Genomic DNA, 18,430 nt, shown 5'->3' on the forward strand with positions numbered 1-18,430 from the left:
GGTACAGGTCCCCGTCCACCCAGGAGGCCACGCTCACGTGCGGCCTCAGCGCCGCCGACCACCTGCGCGACCGACTCGGTCTGACCGGCACCAAGATCGCCTGCGGCTCCGGCGTGTGCGGGGCCTGCACGATCCTGGTCGACGGAGCACCCACCGCCTCCTGCCTGCTCCCCGCCGACCACCTCACCGGCCGGTCCACCACCACCGTGGAGGGCCTGGACGGCGTCCACCCCGCCCAGCGCGCCCTCGCCGCCCACGACGGACTCCAGTGCGGCTACTGCACACCCGGTTTCGCCGTGGAGGCCTCGGTGTTCGTGGACACCTGGCGCGCCGAACACGGGGACACCCGCCCCGACCGCGCCGCCGTCGCCGACGCGCTGGCCGGGCACCTGTGCCGCTGCGGCGCCTACGAAGGGATCTTCGCGGCGGTGGCCGCCGCCTGCGCCGGGGAGTTCGACACCGAACCCGACCAGGCCCCACCGCGCTCCGACGCACCCGACAAGGTGACCGGACGCGCCCGCTTCAGCGCGGACCACGCCCCGCCCGGCACCTGGGAGGGCGTGATCGTGCGCTCCAAGGTTGCGCACGCGCGGGTGAACAAGGTGAGCGCCGACCCCGGCCCCGACGGATCCCCTCCGCCCCTGGTGGACCTGCTCGGCGAGGAGCGCGTGGTGCGCTACGTCGGCCAGGCGATCGCGGCGGTCGCCGCTCCCACCCGGGCGCTGGCGCGGGAACGCGCCGAGGCGGTGCGAGTGGACCTCGATCCCCTGCCCTCGGTGACCGACCCCCGGACCGCGACCGCCCCCGACGCACCCGTGCTCTACCGCACCAAGGAGGAGCGCGCCGCCGCGCCCGCCTACGGTGAGGCCCCCACACCCCCGGCGCCCTGGAACGGGAACCTCCGGGGACCAGGGGTGATCAGCTGGCGCGGACCCACCGCCGTGGCACGGCTGCGCGCCGCCGGACGCCGCCGGGACCCGCTGCTGGTGGCCGAGGAGTACACCACCGCCGCCCAGGTGCACAGCCCGCTGGAGCCGCACGTGAGCGTGGCCTCCTGGGTGGACGGGGACCTGTACCTGCACGTCTCCACGCAGGCGGTGAGCAGGATCGCCGACAAGGCGGCCAGCCGATGGGGCCTTCCCCGGGAGCGGGTGCACCTGGTGGCCGAGTACGTGGGCGGCGGGTTCGGGGCCAAGAACTCGCTCTCCCCGGACGTGGTGTCCGCCGTGGAGCTGGCCCGAGTGACCGGCCACCCGGTGCGGGTGAGCCTGGACCGCTCCGAGGAGCTGACCGACGCCGGGCACCGGCCCGGGACCCGGACCCGGGTGGCCCTGCTGGCCGGAGGCGATGGTTCCCTGCGGGCGCTGAGCGTGGACTCCTACGGCGACGGCGGGGTCTCGGTGGGCTCCAGCACCGCCGCCCTGGCCGCGCTCATGTACGGGCGCTCACCCCGCCGGATGCGTGACTACGACGTGGTGACCAACCGGCCGCCGGGAGAGCCCATGCGGGGGCCGGGTGGACCACCGATGGCCTGGGCACTGGAACAGGCCGTGGACACCATGGCTCACCGGCTGGACGAGGACCCCCTGGCCCTGCGCCGCCGCTGGGACGGCAACCCCAAGCGCCGGGCACTGTACGAAAGGGTCGCCGACCTTCCGCTGTGGCGGGACCGGCCGCGCGGTGCCCGCACCGGCCGGTTCCGGCGCGGAGTGGGGCTGGCCGCCGCTGGCTGGCCGTACCTGCTCGCCCCCGACGCCCGTGTGGAGCTGGTGGTGGACGGCGGTTCCCTGGTGGTGCGCTCGGCTACCCAGGACATCGGTACGGGCATCCGCGCCGTGCTCGGTGGTGTGGTCGCCGAGCGGCTCGGTGTGGACGCGGCGAACCTGCGGGTGGAGATCGGTCGGAGTTCGTCGGTGCACGGCACCGGTTCCTTCGGCAGCCGGACCACCACCTCCATGGGTCCGGCCGCCGTCGACGCCGCCGACCGGCTCCGGGAGGCCCTGCGCGAGCGCTCTCCCGACGTGCCCGCCGAGGGTCCCGTCCCCGAGCACGTGTTCAAGGAGGCGCTGGCCGCCGCCGAGGGCGTGAGCGTGGTCGGTGGGCGCCGCCGGGACCGCTGGGGTCAGCTGACCCCGAACATGGGCGACCTCGCGGTCGGGCGCGGGATGAGCGGCGCCGTCCACGTGATGGAGGTGGAGGTGGACACCCGGCTCGGCCGGGTGAGACCCACGCGTTGTTGGGCGGGGATCGCCGCCGGACGGGTCTACGAGGAACGACTGGCCCGCAACCAGTGTGAGGGGGCGGTGGTCCAGGGCGTGGGCTACGCGCTCTACGAGGAGCGGCGCGACGACCCCGCCACGGGGGTGGTGCTCTCCGACGACCTGGAGGACTACCGCCTGCCCGGGATGGGGGACGTGCCGGAGACCGAGGTGTACTTCCACGAGGAGGGGTTCGAACACGTGGTGGGCGGTGGGATCGGTCTGGGCGAGGTCTCGGTGGTGGGTGTGGCGGCGGCCCTGGGCAACGCCGTGCACGACGCCACCGGCTGGCGCCCGCACGAACTTCCGCTGCGACCGGACCGACTGATCGGAGGACTGCGTTGAGCACCACGCGAGGGCCCGTCATCCCGACCGTCACCCGCCCCACGAGTGTGGCCGGGGCCGCCCGGAACCTGGTCGACGGCGGCGCGCGCCCGCGCGCCGGGGGCACCGACATCGCCGCCTGTGTGGAGGTCGGGGTGACCGCGCCCGGCCCCCTGGTGGACCTGTTGGACGTACCCGAACTGCGCGGGGTCCGATGGGCGGACGACGGCTCGGCACGGATCGGCGCGATGACCACCGTCGCCGAACTGGGCGCCGACCCGCTCCTGGCCGGGGCCTTTCCGGGGCTGACCGCCACCGCACGGGCGCTGGCCACCCCGCAGATCCGGGGCACGGCGACGGTGGGCGGCAACCTGCTCCAGCGCAACCGCTGCACCTACCTGCGCAACCCGGCCTTCGACTGTTTCCAGACCGGGGGTGACTCGTGCCCGGCCCGAACCGGTGACCACCTGCGCGGCGTGGTGGTGGACCAGGGCCCGTGCGTGGCCCCGCACCCGTCGTCGCTGGCGGTGGCGCTGCTGGCGTACGACGCGTCCGCGGTCGTGGTGGCCGGGCCGGGGGCCGGGGACGAGGCCGAACGGGGCCTGGCCGAGCTGTACGACGGCTCCGACCCCACGCGTGACCACGTGCTCGCCCCAGGCGACCTGCTGGTCGCGGTGGCCCTGCCCCGCCCGGTGCCGGGTGAGCGCGCGGCCCACCTGCGGATGGCGGGGCGTTCCAGGTCGGAGTGGCCGCTGGTCGAGGTGGTGGCCCGGCTGGAGTGCGCCGAGGAGGGGCGGGGGCCGGTGACCCGCGCGTCGGTGGCCGTGGGAGGGGTGGCCCGCACCCCGTTGCGGCTGCCCGGGCTGGAGCGGGCCCTGGTGGGTTCGGTACCCGGTGAGGCCCTGGATGAGGGGGTGGAGCGGGCTCTGGAGGGAATAGCGGATCTCTGTTCCCCGCTGCCCGCCACCGGCTACAAGGTCCACCTGCTCCGGGACACCGTACGGGACGTCCTCGAAGACGCCCTGGAGTCACCCCGCCGGTGACACGGGCACGGAGCACGTGATCGGCAGAGTGGGTCCGGGTCCGGGTGGGCAGCCGCGACGTGGCGGCCCACCCGCCCCAGGTCAACCCGAGTGGTCGGCGGCGGGGAGGATGAGTTCGTCCTGACACGTGGTTCCGTCGAGGTGCTCGCCGACGAATGGAGCGCCCACGTGAAGCGGTCGCTGGTCGACGACCCGACGCGCCTGGCCGAGGAGATCCGCGGCGGAGTCCTGTGAATCCCGCACGTGAGCCGTGTGGGACGCCGCGTCGACCTCACCAGACCGACCCCGGCACGCGCCGAGGGCCCGCCGACACGGCGGGCCCTCGGGGCCGATGTCCGGTCTGTGTCCGGCCCGCGTCAGCCGCGCACGAGCGCCTGGTGGGCCAGCTCGCGGCACACCACCGCGAAGTCCAGCCCGGCGGCGGCCGCCGCCATCGGGAACGTGGAGGTCTCGGTCAGCCCGGGGGCGACGTTGGTCTCCAGGAAGGTCGCCTCACCATTGGCGTCCACGATGAGGTCGGTCCGGGAGAAGTCGCGCAGCCCCAGGGTGCGGTGGGCGGTCAGGGCCACCTCGGTGGCGGCGGCGACCACGTCCTCGTCCAACCGTGCCGGGCAGAAGAACTCGGTACGACCGGCGGTGTAGCGCGCGGCGTAGTCGTAGACCCCGCCGTCCGGGACGATCTCCACCGGGGGCAGGGCCACGGGGCCGTCACCGGTGTCGAGGACGCCGATGGCCAGCTCGGTGCCCTGGACCTGCTCCTCCACGAGCGCGGAGTCGCTGTAGGCGAAGCAGGACACCAGGGCGGTCGACAGCTCGCTGACCGAGGTGACGGGGGTCGCGCCGAAGGCCGATCCGCCGCGGTCCGGCTTGACGAACAGCGGCAGTCCGAGCCGGTGGGCCAGGCGGTCGAGCAGCGCCGGGGCACCCAGGTCGTGGAAGGCCGACTTGGGCAGGGTGGCGCCGCGCGGGACCCGCACGCCCTTCTCGGCGAGCAGGGCCTTGGCCGCGGGCTTGGTGTAGGCCAGGCGGCAGGCGTCGGGCCGGGCGCCCACGTAGGGAACGCCGACCAGTTCCAGGACCTCGCGGATCGCGCCGTCCTCGCCGGCGGCTCCGTGCAGGACGGGGAAGACCACCCGGGGCGGGTCGGCGGCGAGCCGGTCCAACAGTCCGGAGTCGACGTCGGCGACCTGGACCTCGACGTCGAGTCGGCGCAGGGCCTCGGCGACGCTGCGGCCGGAGTGGACGCTCACCTCGTGTTCGGGGGACAGGCCTCCGGCGAGGACGAGGACCCGGTCAAGATCGGCCACGGCGCGGACCTCCTTCTGTGCTGTCATGGTGCTGTGCCCTTACGAGAGGATGTCAGGGCAGGTCAGGGGTGGGTGCCTGGCTGCCTTCGGTGGGCGTGGCGATCGCGGGACCGAAGGTGTCGCGCAGGTCGATCTCACCCTCGATCGCGGTCACGAGGCGGCGTACGCCCTCGCGGATCTGTTCGGGGGTGGGGTAGCAGAAGCTCAGGCGCATGCTGTCCCGGCCGCGTCCGTCGGCGAAGAAGCCGGTGCCGGGCACGTAGGCCACGCGCTCGTTGACCGCGCGCGGCAGCATGGCCTTGGCGTCGATGCCCTCGGGCAGGGTGGCCCACACGAAGAACCCGCCTTCGGGGCGGGTCCACGTACAACCGGCGGGCATCATCGCCTCCAGGGAGCCGAGCATCGCGTCGCGGCGCTCGCTGTACATGGAGTTGAACGCCTTGATCTGTTCCTTCCAGGGGAAGGTCCTCAGGTAGCGGCGCACCACGAGCTGGTTGAACGTGGAGTGGCTGAGCATCGCGGACTCGGCGGCCAGGACCAGTTTGGCGCGCACGGCGGCCGGGGCCAGGGCCCAGCCGATGCGCAGGCCCGGGGAGAGGGTCTTGGAGAGCGAGCCGAGGTAGATAACGTTGCCGCTGCCCTGGGAGTACAGGGTGGGCTCGGGCTCGCCGTCGTAGCGGAGCAGGCCGTACGGGTTGTCCTCGACCACGAGCACGTCGTGGCGCTCGCAGGTCTCCATGACCCGGGCGCGGCGCTCGGCGCTCATGGTGATCCCGGCGGGGTTCTGGAAGTTGGGGACCGTGTAGAAGAACTTCACCGGCCGCCCGTCCAGCTCGGCGCGGACCAGCGCCTCCTCCAGCTCCTCGGGGATGACGCCCTGGTCGTCCATGCCCACGTGGCGGATGTCGGCCTGGAAGGCGGCGAAGGTGTTGATCGCGGTGACGTAGGTGGGGGCCTCGGTGAGGACCACGTCGCCGGGGTCGACGAAGACCCGGGTAATCAGGTCCAGGGCCTGCTGGGAGCCGACGGTGACGATGACGTCGTCGGGGCTGGCCTGGACGCCCTCCAGCGTCATGTACTCGCAGATCTGTTCGCGCAGGACGGGGTCGCCCTGGGCGGAGCCGTACTGGAGCGCGGTGGCGCCCTCCTCGGAGACGACGTCCTTGACGAGGTCGCCGAGCTGTTCGAGGGGCAGGGCGGCCACGTTGGGCATGCCGCCCGCGAGGGAGACGATCTCCGGCCGCGAGGCGACCGCGAAGAGTGCCCTGACCTCCGATGCGACCATGCCCTGTGCTCGGTGTGCGTAGCGGCCGACGTGCGGGTCGATACGCGAACCCTGTTGGCTGGGCTGCTGCTCTCGGTGGTCAGCGGACACGATCCACCTCCGAAGGAAGGACGGTCTGTGGGCCGTCGGTGCGGGACGATCCGGGGATCGTCGTTGATCCCTGGTTCGACGCCGGGGACGACCCGTTGGTTCACCGTTGGTCCCCGGTGGCCTCGGGGCCGTGGGGTGCGTGACGGTGCGGCGTTCGGCTGGAGTGAACCGTGGTGGAACACGGTTCGGGAAATGTTGCGAGTCTAGCCCAGCGGCGGTGACTGCGGGTTCGACCGGGTGTGGCCTCCCCTTTCACGCACTCGCTCCGCCGGGCTGTTCCGTTGTCTCCCCGGCACGGTACCCACTCGCGTGTTCCGACTCACACAGGGATGACTCGAACATGACGCACTTTTCACCCTTGTCGCCCGAGTGGGACATAGGCCACTTACTCCGCATTCAGCGACATTGGTTCGGTGGACCAGTGCGCCGGACACGGCGCCACGACCCCAGGGGGAAGTCATGGGAGTCCGCTCGACCACCGTCACCGCTTCACTGGCACTGCTGCTGTGCGCGCCGCTCACCTCGTGCACCGCCGACGAGGCACCGGAGCAGAGCCCCGACGCCGCCCTGCTGGAACTGGAACGAGCAGCCGACGCCCTGTCCGTGTCGGTCCTGCGCCCCGGAGCCGAGCGCGCCTTCGCCCGCAAGGGCCATCCCGTGGCCGCGCCCCTGGACTGCACCGCCGTACCCGAGGGCGGCCCGTCCGCCGAACCCTCCGAGGACCTGGCCGAGGACGCGGTCACGGCGGGCGGCGCGGAGACCTCCGCTTCCCCGAGCGCCGAGGGCGCGCCGGATCAGGGGGCGCGCGGGGGCCGACTGGAGGTGCGGTGCACCGGCCAGAGCCGGGACGGGGAACAGATCAGCTTCGAGGGCCGTCTGCTGATCGAGGCGCTCGCCGAACGAGAGGTCGGCGACGACAGCCTGCAAGGGGCCTTCACCGGTCTGGTCGGTGAGGAGGAGGTCTTCACGATGGACTGCTTCCAGTGCTCGCCCGCCAACGCGAAGCCGCCGGAGAAGGACGCCGCGGCCTCCGGGCCGCCCGAGGGGGCCGAGCCGCCCACCGAGGAGGAGTGACCCGCACGAACCCGGCACCTGTGTGAAGGTACGGCCCAGGGATGCACACATCCCTGGGCCGTACCGTCGTGTGCGCGGTGGCCCCGGAGTCTCCCCCGATACTCACGGGGCACCAGCCCGTCCGCGCGTCCGCTGTCAGCCCTCGTCACCCCCCTCAAGGCGCGAAGGACGCGGACGCGTCCCGCACCGGTGGACAGCCCGCCGTGCCCTCTCTTGCCCGGAGGCCGCCCACCGGTGAGCGGGCCGCGCGGAAACAGTTGACCCCATCCAGGCGTCGTCGGCAACGGTTGCAACAGGTTGCGACGTCATCGCCCAGAGCGATCGAACAGGTCCTCCCTGCGCACGCGCTCCCGCAGTTCCCGCACTCCCGGGGCGGACGATCCGGGCAGCAGGTCCACCGGCGGCTCCGGAGTGAGCACGCGGACCCGCACGTCGTCGGAGAAGCGGTAGGGGCGGCTCTCTATCACCCCGCCCAGGTTGCGCCGCACCCGGGAGAGCTCGGCCCGCACGGTCACCACGTGCCGGTCGGAGCCGAACACGTCGTGCGACAGCTGTACCCCGGAGCGTCCGTCACGGTGCACGGCCAGCAGCAGGAGGAGTTCGGTGTGGCGCGGTGACAGCCGCTGGGACCACTCGCCGCTGTCTCCGGCCACCGACACGGTGGCGGCGGGACGGGACAGGTCCAGGGTCACGGTGGAGGGCACGGCCCGCTCCCCCGGGCTCGGCCGGATCAGCCAGCCCCCGGGCAGTGGCTCCAGGGCGCACTCCCCCAGCGCCGGAAGCCAGGCGGTCCCGGTCTCGCAGTGCTTGGGCAGCAGCACCCGCCGGACCGGCTCCATGTGGACGGCGGCCGCCGTCCACCCGGTGTCGTCCACCACCAGCGCCGGGCGGGTGAGGCCGGCCAGCAGCGGCGCCGCCACCGAGCGCAGCCGCTCGAGGTGACCGTGGTGCAGGCCCTGCAGGTGCGCCTCCGCCAACTGGGCGACCGCGCTGACCAGGGCCAGGGTGGAGGGGTGGACGGTGGAGACGGGTCCGGTCACGTCGATGGCTCCGAGCAGGCGCCCGTCACGGGGGTCGTGTACGGGGGCGCAGGCACAGGTGAGCGCGTGCAGGCTGCGCACGTAGTGCTCGGCGGAGTAGACCTGGAGAGGCCGTCCCACCACGAGCGCGGTGCCGATGGCGTTGGTGCCCACGCTCCCCTCGTTCCAGTAGGAGCCCTCCACCAGCCCGACCCTGTCGCTGATCGCGCGCATCCGGTTGGAGCCCTCCCTCCACAGCACCTGCCCGGCGGCGTCCGTCACCAGCATGATGTGCTCGGCCTCGTCGGCCACCGAAACCAGGGAGCGGCGGATCAGCGGGAGCACCTCGGAGATCGGTGAGGCGTCCCGGAAGCGCTGGAGTTCGTCCAGCCGGGCCACCTTGGGCGGCGGCGCGCTGTCCGGATCGATGCCGAACTGGCGCATGCGCCCCCAGGAGTCCTCGATCACGGGGCGCAGCGGCGCCGGTGTGGGACGTCCGGTGAGCCGCGCGTCGTGGGCGCGCCGGAGCAGGACCGCGTGTTCGCGCGCGTTCGCCCCAAAGGGGAGCGCGGTGTCCAGCGAGGGGAGGCGCACGCCCTGGCCACGGCCCAGGGGCTGGCCCCGCCCGTTCACAGTGGACTCCGGCGCAGTGTGGTTCCGCCACGGAGCAGGCCCCGGGCGACACGACTCCGCGCGTCGGGTGGGGCCCCGTGTCCGGCCGATCCCCACCCGCCCGTGGCCCGGGAGCCGATCCGCTGCGCAAAGGCGTTCATGTGGCCCCCAGGTCCTCAGGTTCGTCAAGGAGACCCCCAGTTTCCTGGTTCGGGTCGGGCAGGGCCAACGGAACCGGGAGACACGTTCTATTCGGAGGGTGTTTCGGACAGAACCTTCCGATTCCTGCAGGGACCGCCGCCCCTCGCGCCTCGCTGTTCACCATGGTCACCCTGCTGAGAGGAGCTTCGCCGCCCGAGTCCGCGGAACCGCCGGTGCGGGAGCGGCCGTGACCGGAAGCGGCCAACCACCCCACGGGACGGGACGCCTCTGCTACCCGCGCCTGCGGACCGTCGGTCCCCGGTCGCCCTCGGTGTGGCGGGTGAGGGCGAACCACAGGCGCATGCGCTGTTCGGCGTCGGTCAGGTCCACGCCCAGGTCCCGCTCGATCCCAGTTGCCGTGGCGGGCCAACCAGGTGCGCAGGGTCTCCCGCAGGGTGCGGGCCGCCCTGGTCTCCCCCGCCAGCGGCCCCAGGAGCGCCCGGCTGAGGTCGTCGGCGTCGGCCGGGTCCAGGAGCGTGTCGAAGGGGTCGGTGTCGTCGCCCCAGAGCAGCGGGGCCCCCAGGGCACGCGCGCGGACCAGCAGGGCGGCCGCCTGGCGGTCGGCCCGGGGCAGCTCGCCCGGGGGCACGGGCGAGCTGAGCGCGGCGGTCCACCCGTACGACCGCAGCAGGTCAAGGTGGGCGCGGTGGGCGTCCTCTCCCCGGTCCGCGAGCACGGCGCGCACGGTGTCCCCCGTCGCGGCGCCGTCCCCGTCCGCCCGCACCCGGTCCACCAGGCGCGTGCCCAGCGGCGGGTCCGCCGACTCGGCGCGATCCCCCGCACCCGGGGCCCGGGCACGCAGCACACGGTGGAGCCCGGACCGGTCTCCCCTGCCGCGCGGACCGGTGAGTTCGGTGAGCAGGGGCAGGCTCTCCTCGTCGAGGTCACCGTCCAGGAGGAGGCCGATGAGCAGCCTCCCCGGGAGCGCGGAGGTGTCGTCCGCCGTGCGGGAGAGCAGGTCGAGCAGGGCGGTGGCGGTGCGCAGGAGGGCGCGGTCGGTGATGCCCAGGGGCGTGCGGCGGCCCACCAGGACCACTCCCGACTCCTCGGGCGGGGAGCCGACGGTGTGCAGGAAGACCTCGTCGGTTCCGCTGAGAGCCTTGGCGCTCCGTGGTCCCGCCGGATCGGTGAGGCGGTCCAGGAGGGGGCGCAGGGCGGGGTCCTCGACGCGGGGAGCACCGGGCGTTCGGTGGGCGGGCGCGGCCGGGTCGGAGGGCTCCAGGACCGCCCAGCCGCCCAGGGATTCGGCGAGCACGGTGAGGACCCGCTCCACGGGGGCGGGGGCGGCGACCGCTCGGGCCAGAGCCTGGTGGGCCTCGCCGAGGCGGCGCACGTCGCGCAGGTGGCGTTCCGCCAGCTCCTCGCCGACCGCGCGGCTCACCGCGGCGAAGGGGGTGGGGCCTGGCACCTCCAACAGCGGCAGCCCCTGGGCGCGGCACTGCTCGACCAGGAGAGGGGGCACGGTCGCGTGGACCGGGGCCACCCCGAAGCCGAGGGCGCCGACCCGCGCGCGGACCAGGGAGCCCACGTAGGCGAGCACCCCGTCGCGGGTGTCGGGCAGGTTGACCCCTGCGGTGAGCAGGAGTTCGCCGCCGCGCAGGTAGGCGGCGGGTTCGACCATCTCGCTGGCCACGGCCCAGGTGATGGCGGGGTCCCCCGCGTGGACCACGGTGGTCAGGGCGAGGTCGCGACGGCCCGTGACCACGCTCAGGGGCACGTCGTGGCTGTCGGGGCCACTCACTGCTTCGCCCATGTCTCCCTGTCCGCGCCCGCCACGCACGCTTTGGATGGTTCGTCCAAAGGACGGAGCCGACCCGTACGGTTCGGCTACTGGAGCGGAGCCTAGCCGCTCCCTACGCTGGCCGGGACCGCACCCTCGACAGGAACGGACCTGATGAACAGCCCGATCGGCCCCACCGACTCCAGCCTCGTCCCACGCTTCGCGGGCCCGGCGACCTTCGCCCGGCTGCCCCGCATCGACCAGGTCGAACGCGCCGACGTGGCCGTCGTGGGCGTCCCCTTCGACACCGGGGTGTCCTACCGGCCCGGGGCCCGCTTCGGTCCGTCCGCGATTCGTGAGGCCAGCCGCCTGCTGCGCCCGTACAACCCGGGACTGGACGTGGCGCCCTTCGAACGCCTCCAGGTGGTGGACGGCGGCGACATCGCGGTGAACCCGTTCTCGATCGGTGACGCCGTGGAGACCCTGGACCAGGGTGCCTCGGCCTTCGTCGAGGCGGGGACCAGGCTGGTCACTCTGGGCGGCGACCACACCATCGCGCTGCCGCTGCTGCGATCGCTGTACCGCAGGCACGGTCCGATCGCCCTGCTGCACTTCGACGCCCACCTGGACACCTGGGACACCTACTTCGGCGAGCCCTACACCCACGGCACGCCGTTCCGTCGCGCGGTGGAGGAGGGCATCCTCGACACCGAGGCGATCGCGCACGTGGGGACGCGGGGTCCGCTGTACGGCAAGCGCGACCTGGAGGAGGACCGCCGCTTCGGGTTCGGGATCGTCACCTCGGCCGACGTCATGCGCAAGGGCGTGGACGAGGTCGCCGACGCCCTGCGCCAGCGCATCGGGAACCGGCCGCTGTACGTGTCCGTGGACATCGACGTCCTCGACCCGGCGCACGCCCCCGGCACCGGAACCCCCGAGGCCGGTGGTCTGACCAGTCGAGAGCTCCTGGAGATCCTGCGCGGGCTGGCCGACCTCAACCTGGTGGGCGCGGACGTGGTCGAGGTCGCCCCTGCCTACGACCACGCCCAGATCACCTCGACGGCCGCCTCGCACGTGGCCTACGACCTGGTCAGCCTGCTGGCCCTGAACCACCAGAGGAGGTCCGAGGGCCAGGTGTACTGACCATGGAGGGCGGTGGCACCCACCACGCCCGCCACACACGAAGAGGGCCTTCGGTATCGGTGTGGATCACCACGTCCACACCGATCCGCCCGAAGCCCTCGATGCCCCACACCACCCATGCCGACGCTCGTTCGACCCCCGCCGGGCGCCTGGCCCCGGCTCGCCCCGTGACCGAGGACAGCTGGCCGGGCGGCCCCCGCCGTCAGGTGCCGGACGTCTGGCGATCGCGAAGGTGCGACCAGGTGAGCGCGGTGACGTGCCCGGCCATGGTGTCGGGGGTCTCGTCCGGGTGGTCCAGCAGCCAGTCGGCGAAGGCGTCGGCCGTGCTCACCGCCACGCGCGCCAGCAGCTGGGCGTCGCGGGGTTCGAGGGAGCCGTAGCCGTCCCGGGTGCAGGAGGTGATGAGCTCGGCCACCTCCGCGGTGACGCGGTCGCGCAGCCGGGTGGTCTCGCCCGCGAAGGGTTCGCCCTGGACGGCGGCGCGCCGGTAGAGGACGGTCCAGCTCTCGCGGTTGTCCACGACAAAGGTGAAGAAGGCCTGCATCCCCCGGCGCAGCGGATCGTCGTCCTCGGGGGCGCCGGGGTCGTGGACGGCGGTTCGGACCGCCTCGACCAACCGCTCCATCTCCCGGCGCACGCAGGCGACGAAGATTCCTTCTTTGGAACCCAGGTAGTGGTACACCGTCGGTTTGGAGGTCCCGGCGGCCGCCGCGATCTCGTCGACGCTGACCGTGCGGTAGTCGCCGCGGGAGAACACGGAGACGGCGGCGTCGATCAGCTGCTGTTCCCTGACCGCGCGCGGAAGTCTGCGTTGTTTGGTCGTCACGTGAACCGAGCCTAAGGGGGCCGGTGACGGCGGCCGTGGGTCGTGGGTCCGGGGTCGCCGGGACGGATCCGAGGCGCCGGACCGGCGTGGGCGTGACCTGTGCGGCCACCACCGGGGCGGATCGGGCACGTGGCGCATCCCACAGCGGCCGGGGCCCGGGGGCGGACGCCCGCGCGGGTGCGCGGAGTCCGCCCGTGGCCGGTCAACCGGATGGGTCACTCCGTGGGCGCGTCCCGCAGTTCGAGCGTGCAGCACTTGGCCCCGCCGCCGGCCTTGCGCAGCTCGTCCAGTTCCACCGGGTGGACCGTGAGGCCGAGCCCCCGCAGGCGGTCGGCGAGCGCGGTGGCCTCGGCCGCGATGACCACGTTCCGGCCGTCGCAGACCGCGTTGAGTCCGAGCACCGACGCGTCCTCCTTCGTGGCGACGAGGGCGTCGGGGAAGAGCGAGCGCAGCACCCTGCGGCTGCCCTCGGAGAAGGCGCCCGGGTAGTAGACGATCCGGTCTCCCCCCAGGGCGAACAACGCGGTGTCCAGGTGGTAGAAGCGCGGGTCGACCAGTTGCAGGGTGACGACCGGGCGACCCAGGAGGCGTTCGGCCTCCTGGTGGGCGGCGGCCTCGGTGCGGAACCCGGTGGCGGCCAGGACCACGTCGTCGAGCGTGATGAAGTCCCCCTCGCCCTCGTTGACGTACTTGGGCTCCAGGGTCTCGGTGTACCCCTCCTGGCGGAACCAGTCCAGGAAGGCGGGGCCCTCCGGGGTGCGCTCGGCGCTGGCGAACCTGGCGCCGTAGACGCGCCCGTTCACGACCAGCGCGCCGTTGGCCGCGAAGACCATGTCGGGCAGCCCCTCGATCGGCGCGATCTCGCTGACCCGGTGTCCGAGGGAGCGGTAGAGGTCCCGCAGCCCCTCCCACTGCCGGATGGCCCGGGGGCGGTCCACCCCGACCGCCGGGTCCATCCAGGGGTTGATGGCGTAGTCCACCGCGAAGTAGGTGGGTCGGCACATCAGGTAGTGCCGTCGTGAGGGCGCGGCCGTGGGGCCGTCGGGTCGAACCATGGAACCTCCCCGTCGAGGCGTGCCGGAGACCGGACGGTGCGCGCCGGTCCGGGCGGTGACCGGACCGCGTCCTCCGGCGGACAGAGGGGAGATACCCGCCCCGAAGCCCCGCCAACACAGGCTTTCCACAAACTGGACGGACTCCGGTGAGAGGGCCGGGGCAGGCCCTGCGAGGCGGCACCCGAGCAGGAGACCGACCAGCCGGTTTGCTAGGGTCGCGGGACTTCCGCGATTGGAGAGCTCACCATGAGTACCACCGTCAGGGCAGCCGTCTTCCTCGCCACCGGAGCACCCCCCGAGATCCGCGACGTCGTCCTGCCGGATCCGGGGCCCGGCCAGGTGCGGGTGCGGATGGTCGCGGCGGGCGTGTGCCACTCCGACCTCTCGCTGTCCGACGGCACCCTCGCGCAGACCTGGCCCGCCGTGCTCGGCCATGAGGGCGCGGGCACCGTGGAGGCGGTCGGCCCCGGGGTGAGCGGGGTCGTGCCGGGGCAGCAGGTGATCCTGAACTGGGCGCCGCCCTGTCGGGCCTGCTGGTTCTGCGAACAGGGCGAACCCCACCTGTGCGAGCACGCCCTGGACGGCACCCTCTCCCCCTACGCGGCGCTCACCGACGGCACGCCCGTCTACCCGGGGCTGAACACGGGGGCGTTCGCCGAGGCCACCGTCGTTCCGGCCACCGCCCTGGTGCCGTTGCCGGACGGTGTCGACCCGGCGGTCGCGGCGGTGCTGGGCTGCGCGGCGCTCACCGGTTGGGGCGCGGTGAACAACGCCGCGAAGCTGCGCCCCGGCCAGTCCGCCCTCGTACTGGGGTTGGGCGGTGTGGGGCTGTCGCTCCTCCAGGCGGCGCGGATCGCCGGTGCCGACCCGCTGATCGCGGTGGACGTGTCCCCGGACAAGGAGGACCTGGCCCGCTCACTGGGCGCCACCGACTACCTGGTCGCCGATCCGAACACCCACCGGTCCGTGCGGGGACTCACCGGCGGACGCGGGGTCGACCACGCCTTCGAGGTGGTGGGTCGGGCCGAGGTGGTGCGCACCGCGTGGAACTCCGCGCGCCGGGGCGGAACGGTGACGGTGGTGGGCGTGGGGTCGCACCGGGACGAGGTGTCCTTCAACGCCCTGGAGCTGTTCCACCAGGCCCGCACACTCCAGGGCTGCGTGTACGGATCCTCCGACCCGGCCCGGGACATCCCTCTGCTCGCCGGAGCGGTCCGCTCGGGCGACCTTCGACTGGCGGCCATGGTCACCGACGAGATCCCGCTGGAGGGAGTCCCCGACGCCTTCGAGCGCATGCGCCGGGGACGGGGCGGGCGGTCCCTGGTCCGCTTCGGCGCCTGAGCGCGCTCGACCGGTTTGTCACCCCCTGACAAAGGATGTGGCGGGGGACACACACCCGCCTTGCCGCGCGAACCACACGGGTGCACAGTCGGGACCATCGAGCACGCCGCGCCCGCCGGGGCGCGGACGACCCCCTAGGAGATCCTCATGAGTACCGGAGCCGACCAGGCCGACGTCGTCGTCGTGGGTGCGGGGCTGGCCGGGCTGGCCGCCACGGCCGAACTGGCCGACGCGGGCAAGCGGGTGATCCTGCTGGACCAGGAGCCCGAGCAGTCCCTGGGCGGCCAGGCCTTCTGGTCGTTCGGCGGACTGTTCTTCGTCGACTCCCCCGAACAGCGGCGGATGGGCATCCGGGACTCCAGGGACCTGGCTCTCCAGGACTGGATGGGCACGGCCGCCTTCGACCGCCCCGAGGACGCGTGGCCGCGTCGGTGGGCCGAGGCCTACGTGGACTTCGCCGCCGGGGAGAAGTACTCCTGGCTGCGCCAGCAGGGGCTCAGGATCTTCCCCCTGGTGGGCTGGGCCGAGCGCGGCGGCTACCTCGCGGACGGACACGGCAACTCGGTGCCGCGCTTCCACATCACGTGGGGCACGGGCCCGGGCGTGGTCGAACCCTTCGAGCGCCGGGTCCGCGCGGCCGTCGAGCGCGGCCTGGTCTCGCTGCGCTTCCGTCACCGGGTGGACGAGCTGGTCGTGACCAACGGGACGGTCACCGGGGTGCGGGGCACGGTGCTGGCCCCCAGCGACGTGGAGCGGGGCCGGGCCAGCAACCGGGACGCCGTGGGCGAGTTCGAGGTCGGTGCGCAGGCGGTCGTCGTGACCGCAGGGGGGATCGGCGCCAACCACGACCTGGTCCGCCGGAACTGGCCGAAGCGACTGGGAACCGCGCCCCGGCACATGCTGTCGGGGGTGCCCGCCCATGTGGACGGGCGCATGCTCGGCATCACCGAGGAGGCTGGCGGCGAGATCATCAACCGGGACCGGATGTGGCACTACACCGAGGGCATCCAGAACTGGGATCCGATCTGGGACAGACACGGCATCCGCATCCTGCCCGGCCCGTCGTCGCTGTGGCTGGACGCGACCGGCAAGCGGCTTCCGGCCCCGTACTTCCCGGGGTTCGACACGCTGGGCACGCTGGACCACATCATGAGCAGCGGCCACGAGTACACGTGGTTCGTGCTGTCACAGAAGATCATCGAGAAGGAGTTCGGGCTCTCGGGCTCGGAGCAGAACCCGGACCTGACCGGCAAGGACGTCAGGCTGGTCCTCCAGCGGGTGCTGCCCGGCGCCCCGGGCCCGGTGGAGGCCTTCAAGCAGAACGGGGCCGACTTCGTGGTCGCGGACCGGCTGCCCGAGCTGATCCGGAAGATGAGGGAGGTCGCGGGCGACGACGTGCTCGACGCCGACACCGTGACTCGCGAGGTGGTGGCGCGCGACCGGGAGATGGTGAACACCTTCACCAAGGACCTCCAGGTCATGGCGATCCACGGGGCACGCAACTACCGGGGCGACAAGCTGGCCCGGGTGGCCAGGCCGCACCAGATCCTCGACCCCAAGGCCGGTCCGCTGATCGCGGTGCGCCTGCACATCCTCACGCGCAAGACCCTCGGGGGCCTGCACACCGACCTGGACGCCCGCGTGCTGAGGACCGACGGGACACCGCTGCCGGGGGTGTACGCGGCCGGTGAGGTGGCCGGGTTCGGCGGTGGCGGCGTCCACGGATACCGGTCCCTGGAGGGCACCTTCCTGGGCGGCTGCATCTTCTCCGGCCGTACCGCCGGCAGGGCCGCAGCGGCCGCCCTGGGCTAGGCGGGGGACGGGGAGCGGGGGCCGCTTCCACCCCGTCCGTTTCCAGCCGGACGCGCACGGAGCAGGAGACCGGAGCCGGGGGACGGCGTCCATTCCTCCCCTCGGCGGGGGGAGCCGGGTGCCCGTCGGACACCCGGCTCCGTCATTCCTGCTCCGGCCCCGTTCCCCGGTCCCGCGGAGCCTCCGGGCCCTCGGGATCGTCCTTGCGGGGGCGCCCCCTGCGGGGGATGTCCTTGGCCTCCTTCGGCATGCGGCCCGCCTCGTCGAGGGCGCGGCGCAGGAGGAACTCGATCTGGGCGTTGGTGCTGCGAAGCTCGTTACCGGCCCACCGCGCGAGCGCGTCGTGGACGGCGGGGTCGAGCCGCAGCAGCACCTTCTTGCGCTCGGGCACGGCACCTCACCCGGATCTACTGGTAGAGAGTCCCCGTGTTGACGACGGGACTGGCGGGACGGTCCGAGCACAGCACCACGAGCAGGTTGCTGACCATGGCCGCCTTGCGCTCCTCGTCGAGCTCCACGACGTCCTCGTCCGAGAGGCGCTCCAGAGCGCGGTCGACCAGCGTGACGGCGCCCTCGACGATCTCCGCGCGGGCGGCGATCATCGCACTGGCCTGCTGGCGCTGGAGCATGGCCTGGGCGATCTCCGGGGCGTAGGCCAGGTGGGTGAACCGGGACTCCACGATCTTCACGCCCGCCGCGTCGACCCGCTCGGCGACCTCCTTGGACAGCTGCTCGGTGATGGCGTCGGCGCTGTCACGCAGTGAGGGCACGGCGTCGTCGCCGTAGGAGTCGTAGGGGTACTTGCCCGCGATGTGACGGACGGCGGCCTCGGTCTGGGTGGAGACGAACTGGATGAAGTCGTCCACCTCGAAGGAGGCGCGCGCGGTGTCCTCCACCTGCCAGACGACGACGGCGGCGATCTCGATGGGGCTGCCGGAGGCGTCGTTGACCTTCATGACGGAGGTCTCGTGGTTGCGGATGCGTGTGGAGATCGCGTTGCGCACGGTGAGCGGGTTGACCCAGCGCAGACCGTCGGTGCGGATGGTTCCGACGTAACGGCCGAAGAACTGGACGACCTGGGCCTCGTTGGGCGCGACCATCGTGAGCCCGACGGCCAGCACGACGCCCACGACCGCGATCACGACGCCGACGACGACCAGGGACCAGTGCAGGCCGATCAGGGGAAGGGCCGCGATCGCGGCTCCGCCCAGGAACAGTACGAGGGACACGACGAACATGGGGATGCCGCCGGACCCGAAGGCCTCACGTTCCCTGTACTGCGGCGCTGGCCTGACGACACTCGGCGTCTCACTCATCTGT

15 protein-coding genes are annotated in these 18,430 nt (G+C 73.1%); 7 read left to right on the forward strand and 8 right to left on the reverse strand.

Annotated elements, in window-relative coordinates:
- From ADX84_RS16555 to ADX84_RS26075, 3 genes are all read left to right on the forward strand, one after another.
- On the forward strand, positions 1-2,603 hold a 2,603-nt coding region (locus ADX84_RS16555), incomplete at its 5' end, for a molybdopterin cofactor-binding domain-containing protein (protein ID WP_049575175.1).
- Entirely contained in the window at positions 2,600-3,625 is a 1,026-nt protein-coding gene (locus ADX84_RS16560; RefSeq protein ID WP_082206551.1) for an FAD binding domain-containing protein, read from the forward strand. The genes ADX84_RS16555 and ADX84_RS16560, both read left to right, overlap by 4 nt.
- A 90-nt stretch (positions 3,626-3,715) precedes the next feature.
- Positions 3,716-3,859, forward strand: a complete 144-nt coding sequence (locus ADX84_RS26075) for a hypothetical protein (RefSeq protein WP_156208113.1) — start codon at positions 3,716-3,718, stop codon at positions 3,857-3,859.
- A 122-nt stretch (positions 3,860-3,981) separates the two neighbouring features.
- On the opposite strand, the gene ADX84_RS16565 is transcribed toward ADX84_RS26075, so the two are convergent.
- Both ADX84_RS16565 and ADX84_RS16570 read right to left on the reverse strand, forming a co-directional pair.
- Positions 3,982-4,932: a D-alanine--D-alanine ligase gene (locus ADX84_RS16565; RefSeq protein ID WP_049575177.1), complete on the reverse strand. Its 951-nt coding sequence runs from the start codon at positions 4,930-4,932 to the stop codon at positions 3,982-3,984.
- Between the two features lie 52 nt (positions 4,933-4,984).
- Positions 4,985-6,217: a PLP-dependent aminotransferase family protein gene (locus ADX84_RS16570; protein ID WP_082206552.1), complete on the reverse strand. Its 1,233-nt coding sequence runs from the start codon at positions 6,215-6,217 to the stop codon at positions 4,985-4,987.
- A 549-nt stretch (positions 6,218-6,766) separates the two neighbouring features.
- Between ADX84_RS16570 and ADX84_RS16575 the strand changes: the two genes are divergently transcribed.
- Positions 6,767-7,381 (forward strand): hypothetical protein, encoded by a 615-nt coding sequence (locus tag ADX84_RS16575; protein ID WP_049575185.1) that lies wholly within the window; start codon positions 6,767-6,769, stop codon positions 7,379-7,381.
- Between the two features lie 305 nt (positions 7,382-7,686).
- Here ADX84_RS16575 and ADX84_RS16580 read toward each other — a convergent pair whose 3' ends face one another.
- Positions 7,687-9,033 carry a GAF domain-containing protein gene (locus tag ADX84_RS16580; protein WP_234004029.1) on the reverse strand — a complete coding sequence of 449 codons (1,347 nt, stop codon included), beginning with the start codon at positions 9,031-9,033 and terminating at the stop codon, positions 7,687-7,689.
- Positions 9,034-9,169: 136 nt separating this feature from the next.
- Complete coding sequence (locus tag ADX84_RS16585) at positions 9,170-10,966, reverse strand: PucR family transcriptional regulator ligand-binding domain-containing protein (RefSeq protein ID WP_369801096.1); 1,797 nt, start codon at positions 10,964-10,966, stop codon at positions 9,170-9,172.
- 141 nt (positions 10,967-11,107) lie between these two features.
- Between ADX84_RS16585 and speB the strand changes: the two genes are divergently transcribed.
- Positions 11,108-12,076, forward strand: a complete 969-nt coding sequence (gene speB / locus ADX84_RS16590; protein WP_049575188.1) for an agmatinase — start codon at positions 11,108-11,110, stop codon at positions 12,074-12,076.
- A gap of 202 nt (positions 12,077-12,278) precedes the next feature.
- On the opposite strand, the gene ADX84_RS16595 is transcribed toward speB, so the two are convergent.
- Complete coding sequence (locus tag ADX84_RS16595) at positions 12,279-12,902, reverse strand: TetR/AcrR family transcriptional regulator (RefSeq protein ID WP_049575192.1); 624 nt, start codon at positions 12,900-12,902, stop codon at positions 12,279-12,281.
- A 215-nt stretch (positions 12,903-13,117) separates the two neighbouring features.
- Complete coding sequence (gene ddaH, locus ADX84_RS16600) at positions 13,118-13,957, reverse strand: dimethylargininase (RefSeq protein ID WP_049575196.1); 840 nt, start codon at positions 13,955-13,957, stop codon at positions 13,118-13,120.
- Positions 13,958-14,203: 246 nt separating this feature from the next.
- Between ddaH and ADX84_RS16605 the strand changes: the two genes are divergently transcribed.
- A complete protein-coding gene (locus ADX84_RS16605; protein WP_049575199.1) occupies positions 14,204-15,298 on the forward strand; it encodes an alcohol dehydrogenase catalytic domain-containing protein in 1,095 nt (364 codons plus the stop codon).
- A gap of 147 nt (positions 15,299-15,445) precedes the next feature.
- Positions 15,446-17,110: an FAD-binding dehydrogenase gene (locus tag ADX84_RS16610; RefSeq protein WP_049575203.1), complete on the forward strand. Its 1,665-nt coding sequence runs from the start codon at positions 15,446-15,448 to the stop codon at positions 17,108-17,110.
- Positions 17,111-17,252: 142 nt separating this feature from the next.
- On the opposite strand, the gene ADX84_RS16615 is transcribed toward ADX84_RS16610, so the two are convergent.
- Complete coding sequence (locus ADX84_RS16615; protein WP_049575207.1) at positions 17,253-17,501, reverse strand: hypothetical protein; 249 nt, start codon at positions 17,499-17,501, stop codon at positions 17,253-17,255.
- Positions 17,502-17,517: 16 nt separating this feature from the next.
- A complete protein-coding gene (locus tag ADX84_RS16620) occupies positions 17,518-18,426 on the reverse strand; it encodes an SPFH domain-containing protein (RefSeq protein ID WP_049575212.1) in 909 nt (302 codons plus the stop codon).
- Positions 18,427-18,430 lie beyond the last annotated feature (4 nt).

The organism is Nocardiopsis sp. SBT366, assembly GCF_001083815.1.
Classification (GTDB): Bacteria; Actinomycetota; Actinomycetes; order Streptosporangiales; family Streptosporangiaceae; genus Nocardiopsis; species Nocardiopsis prasina.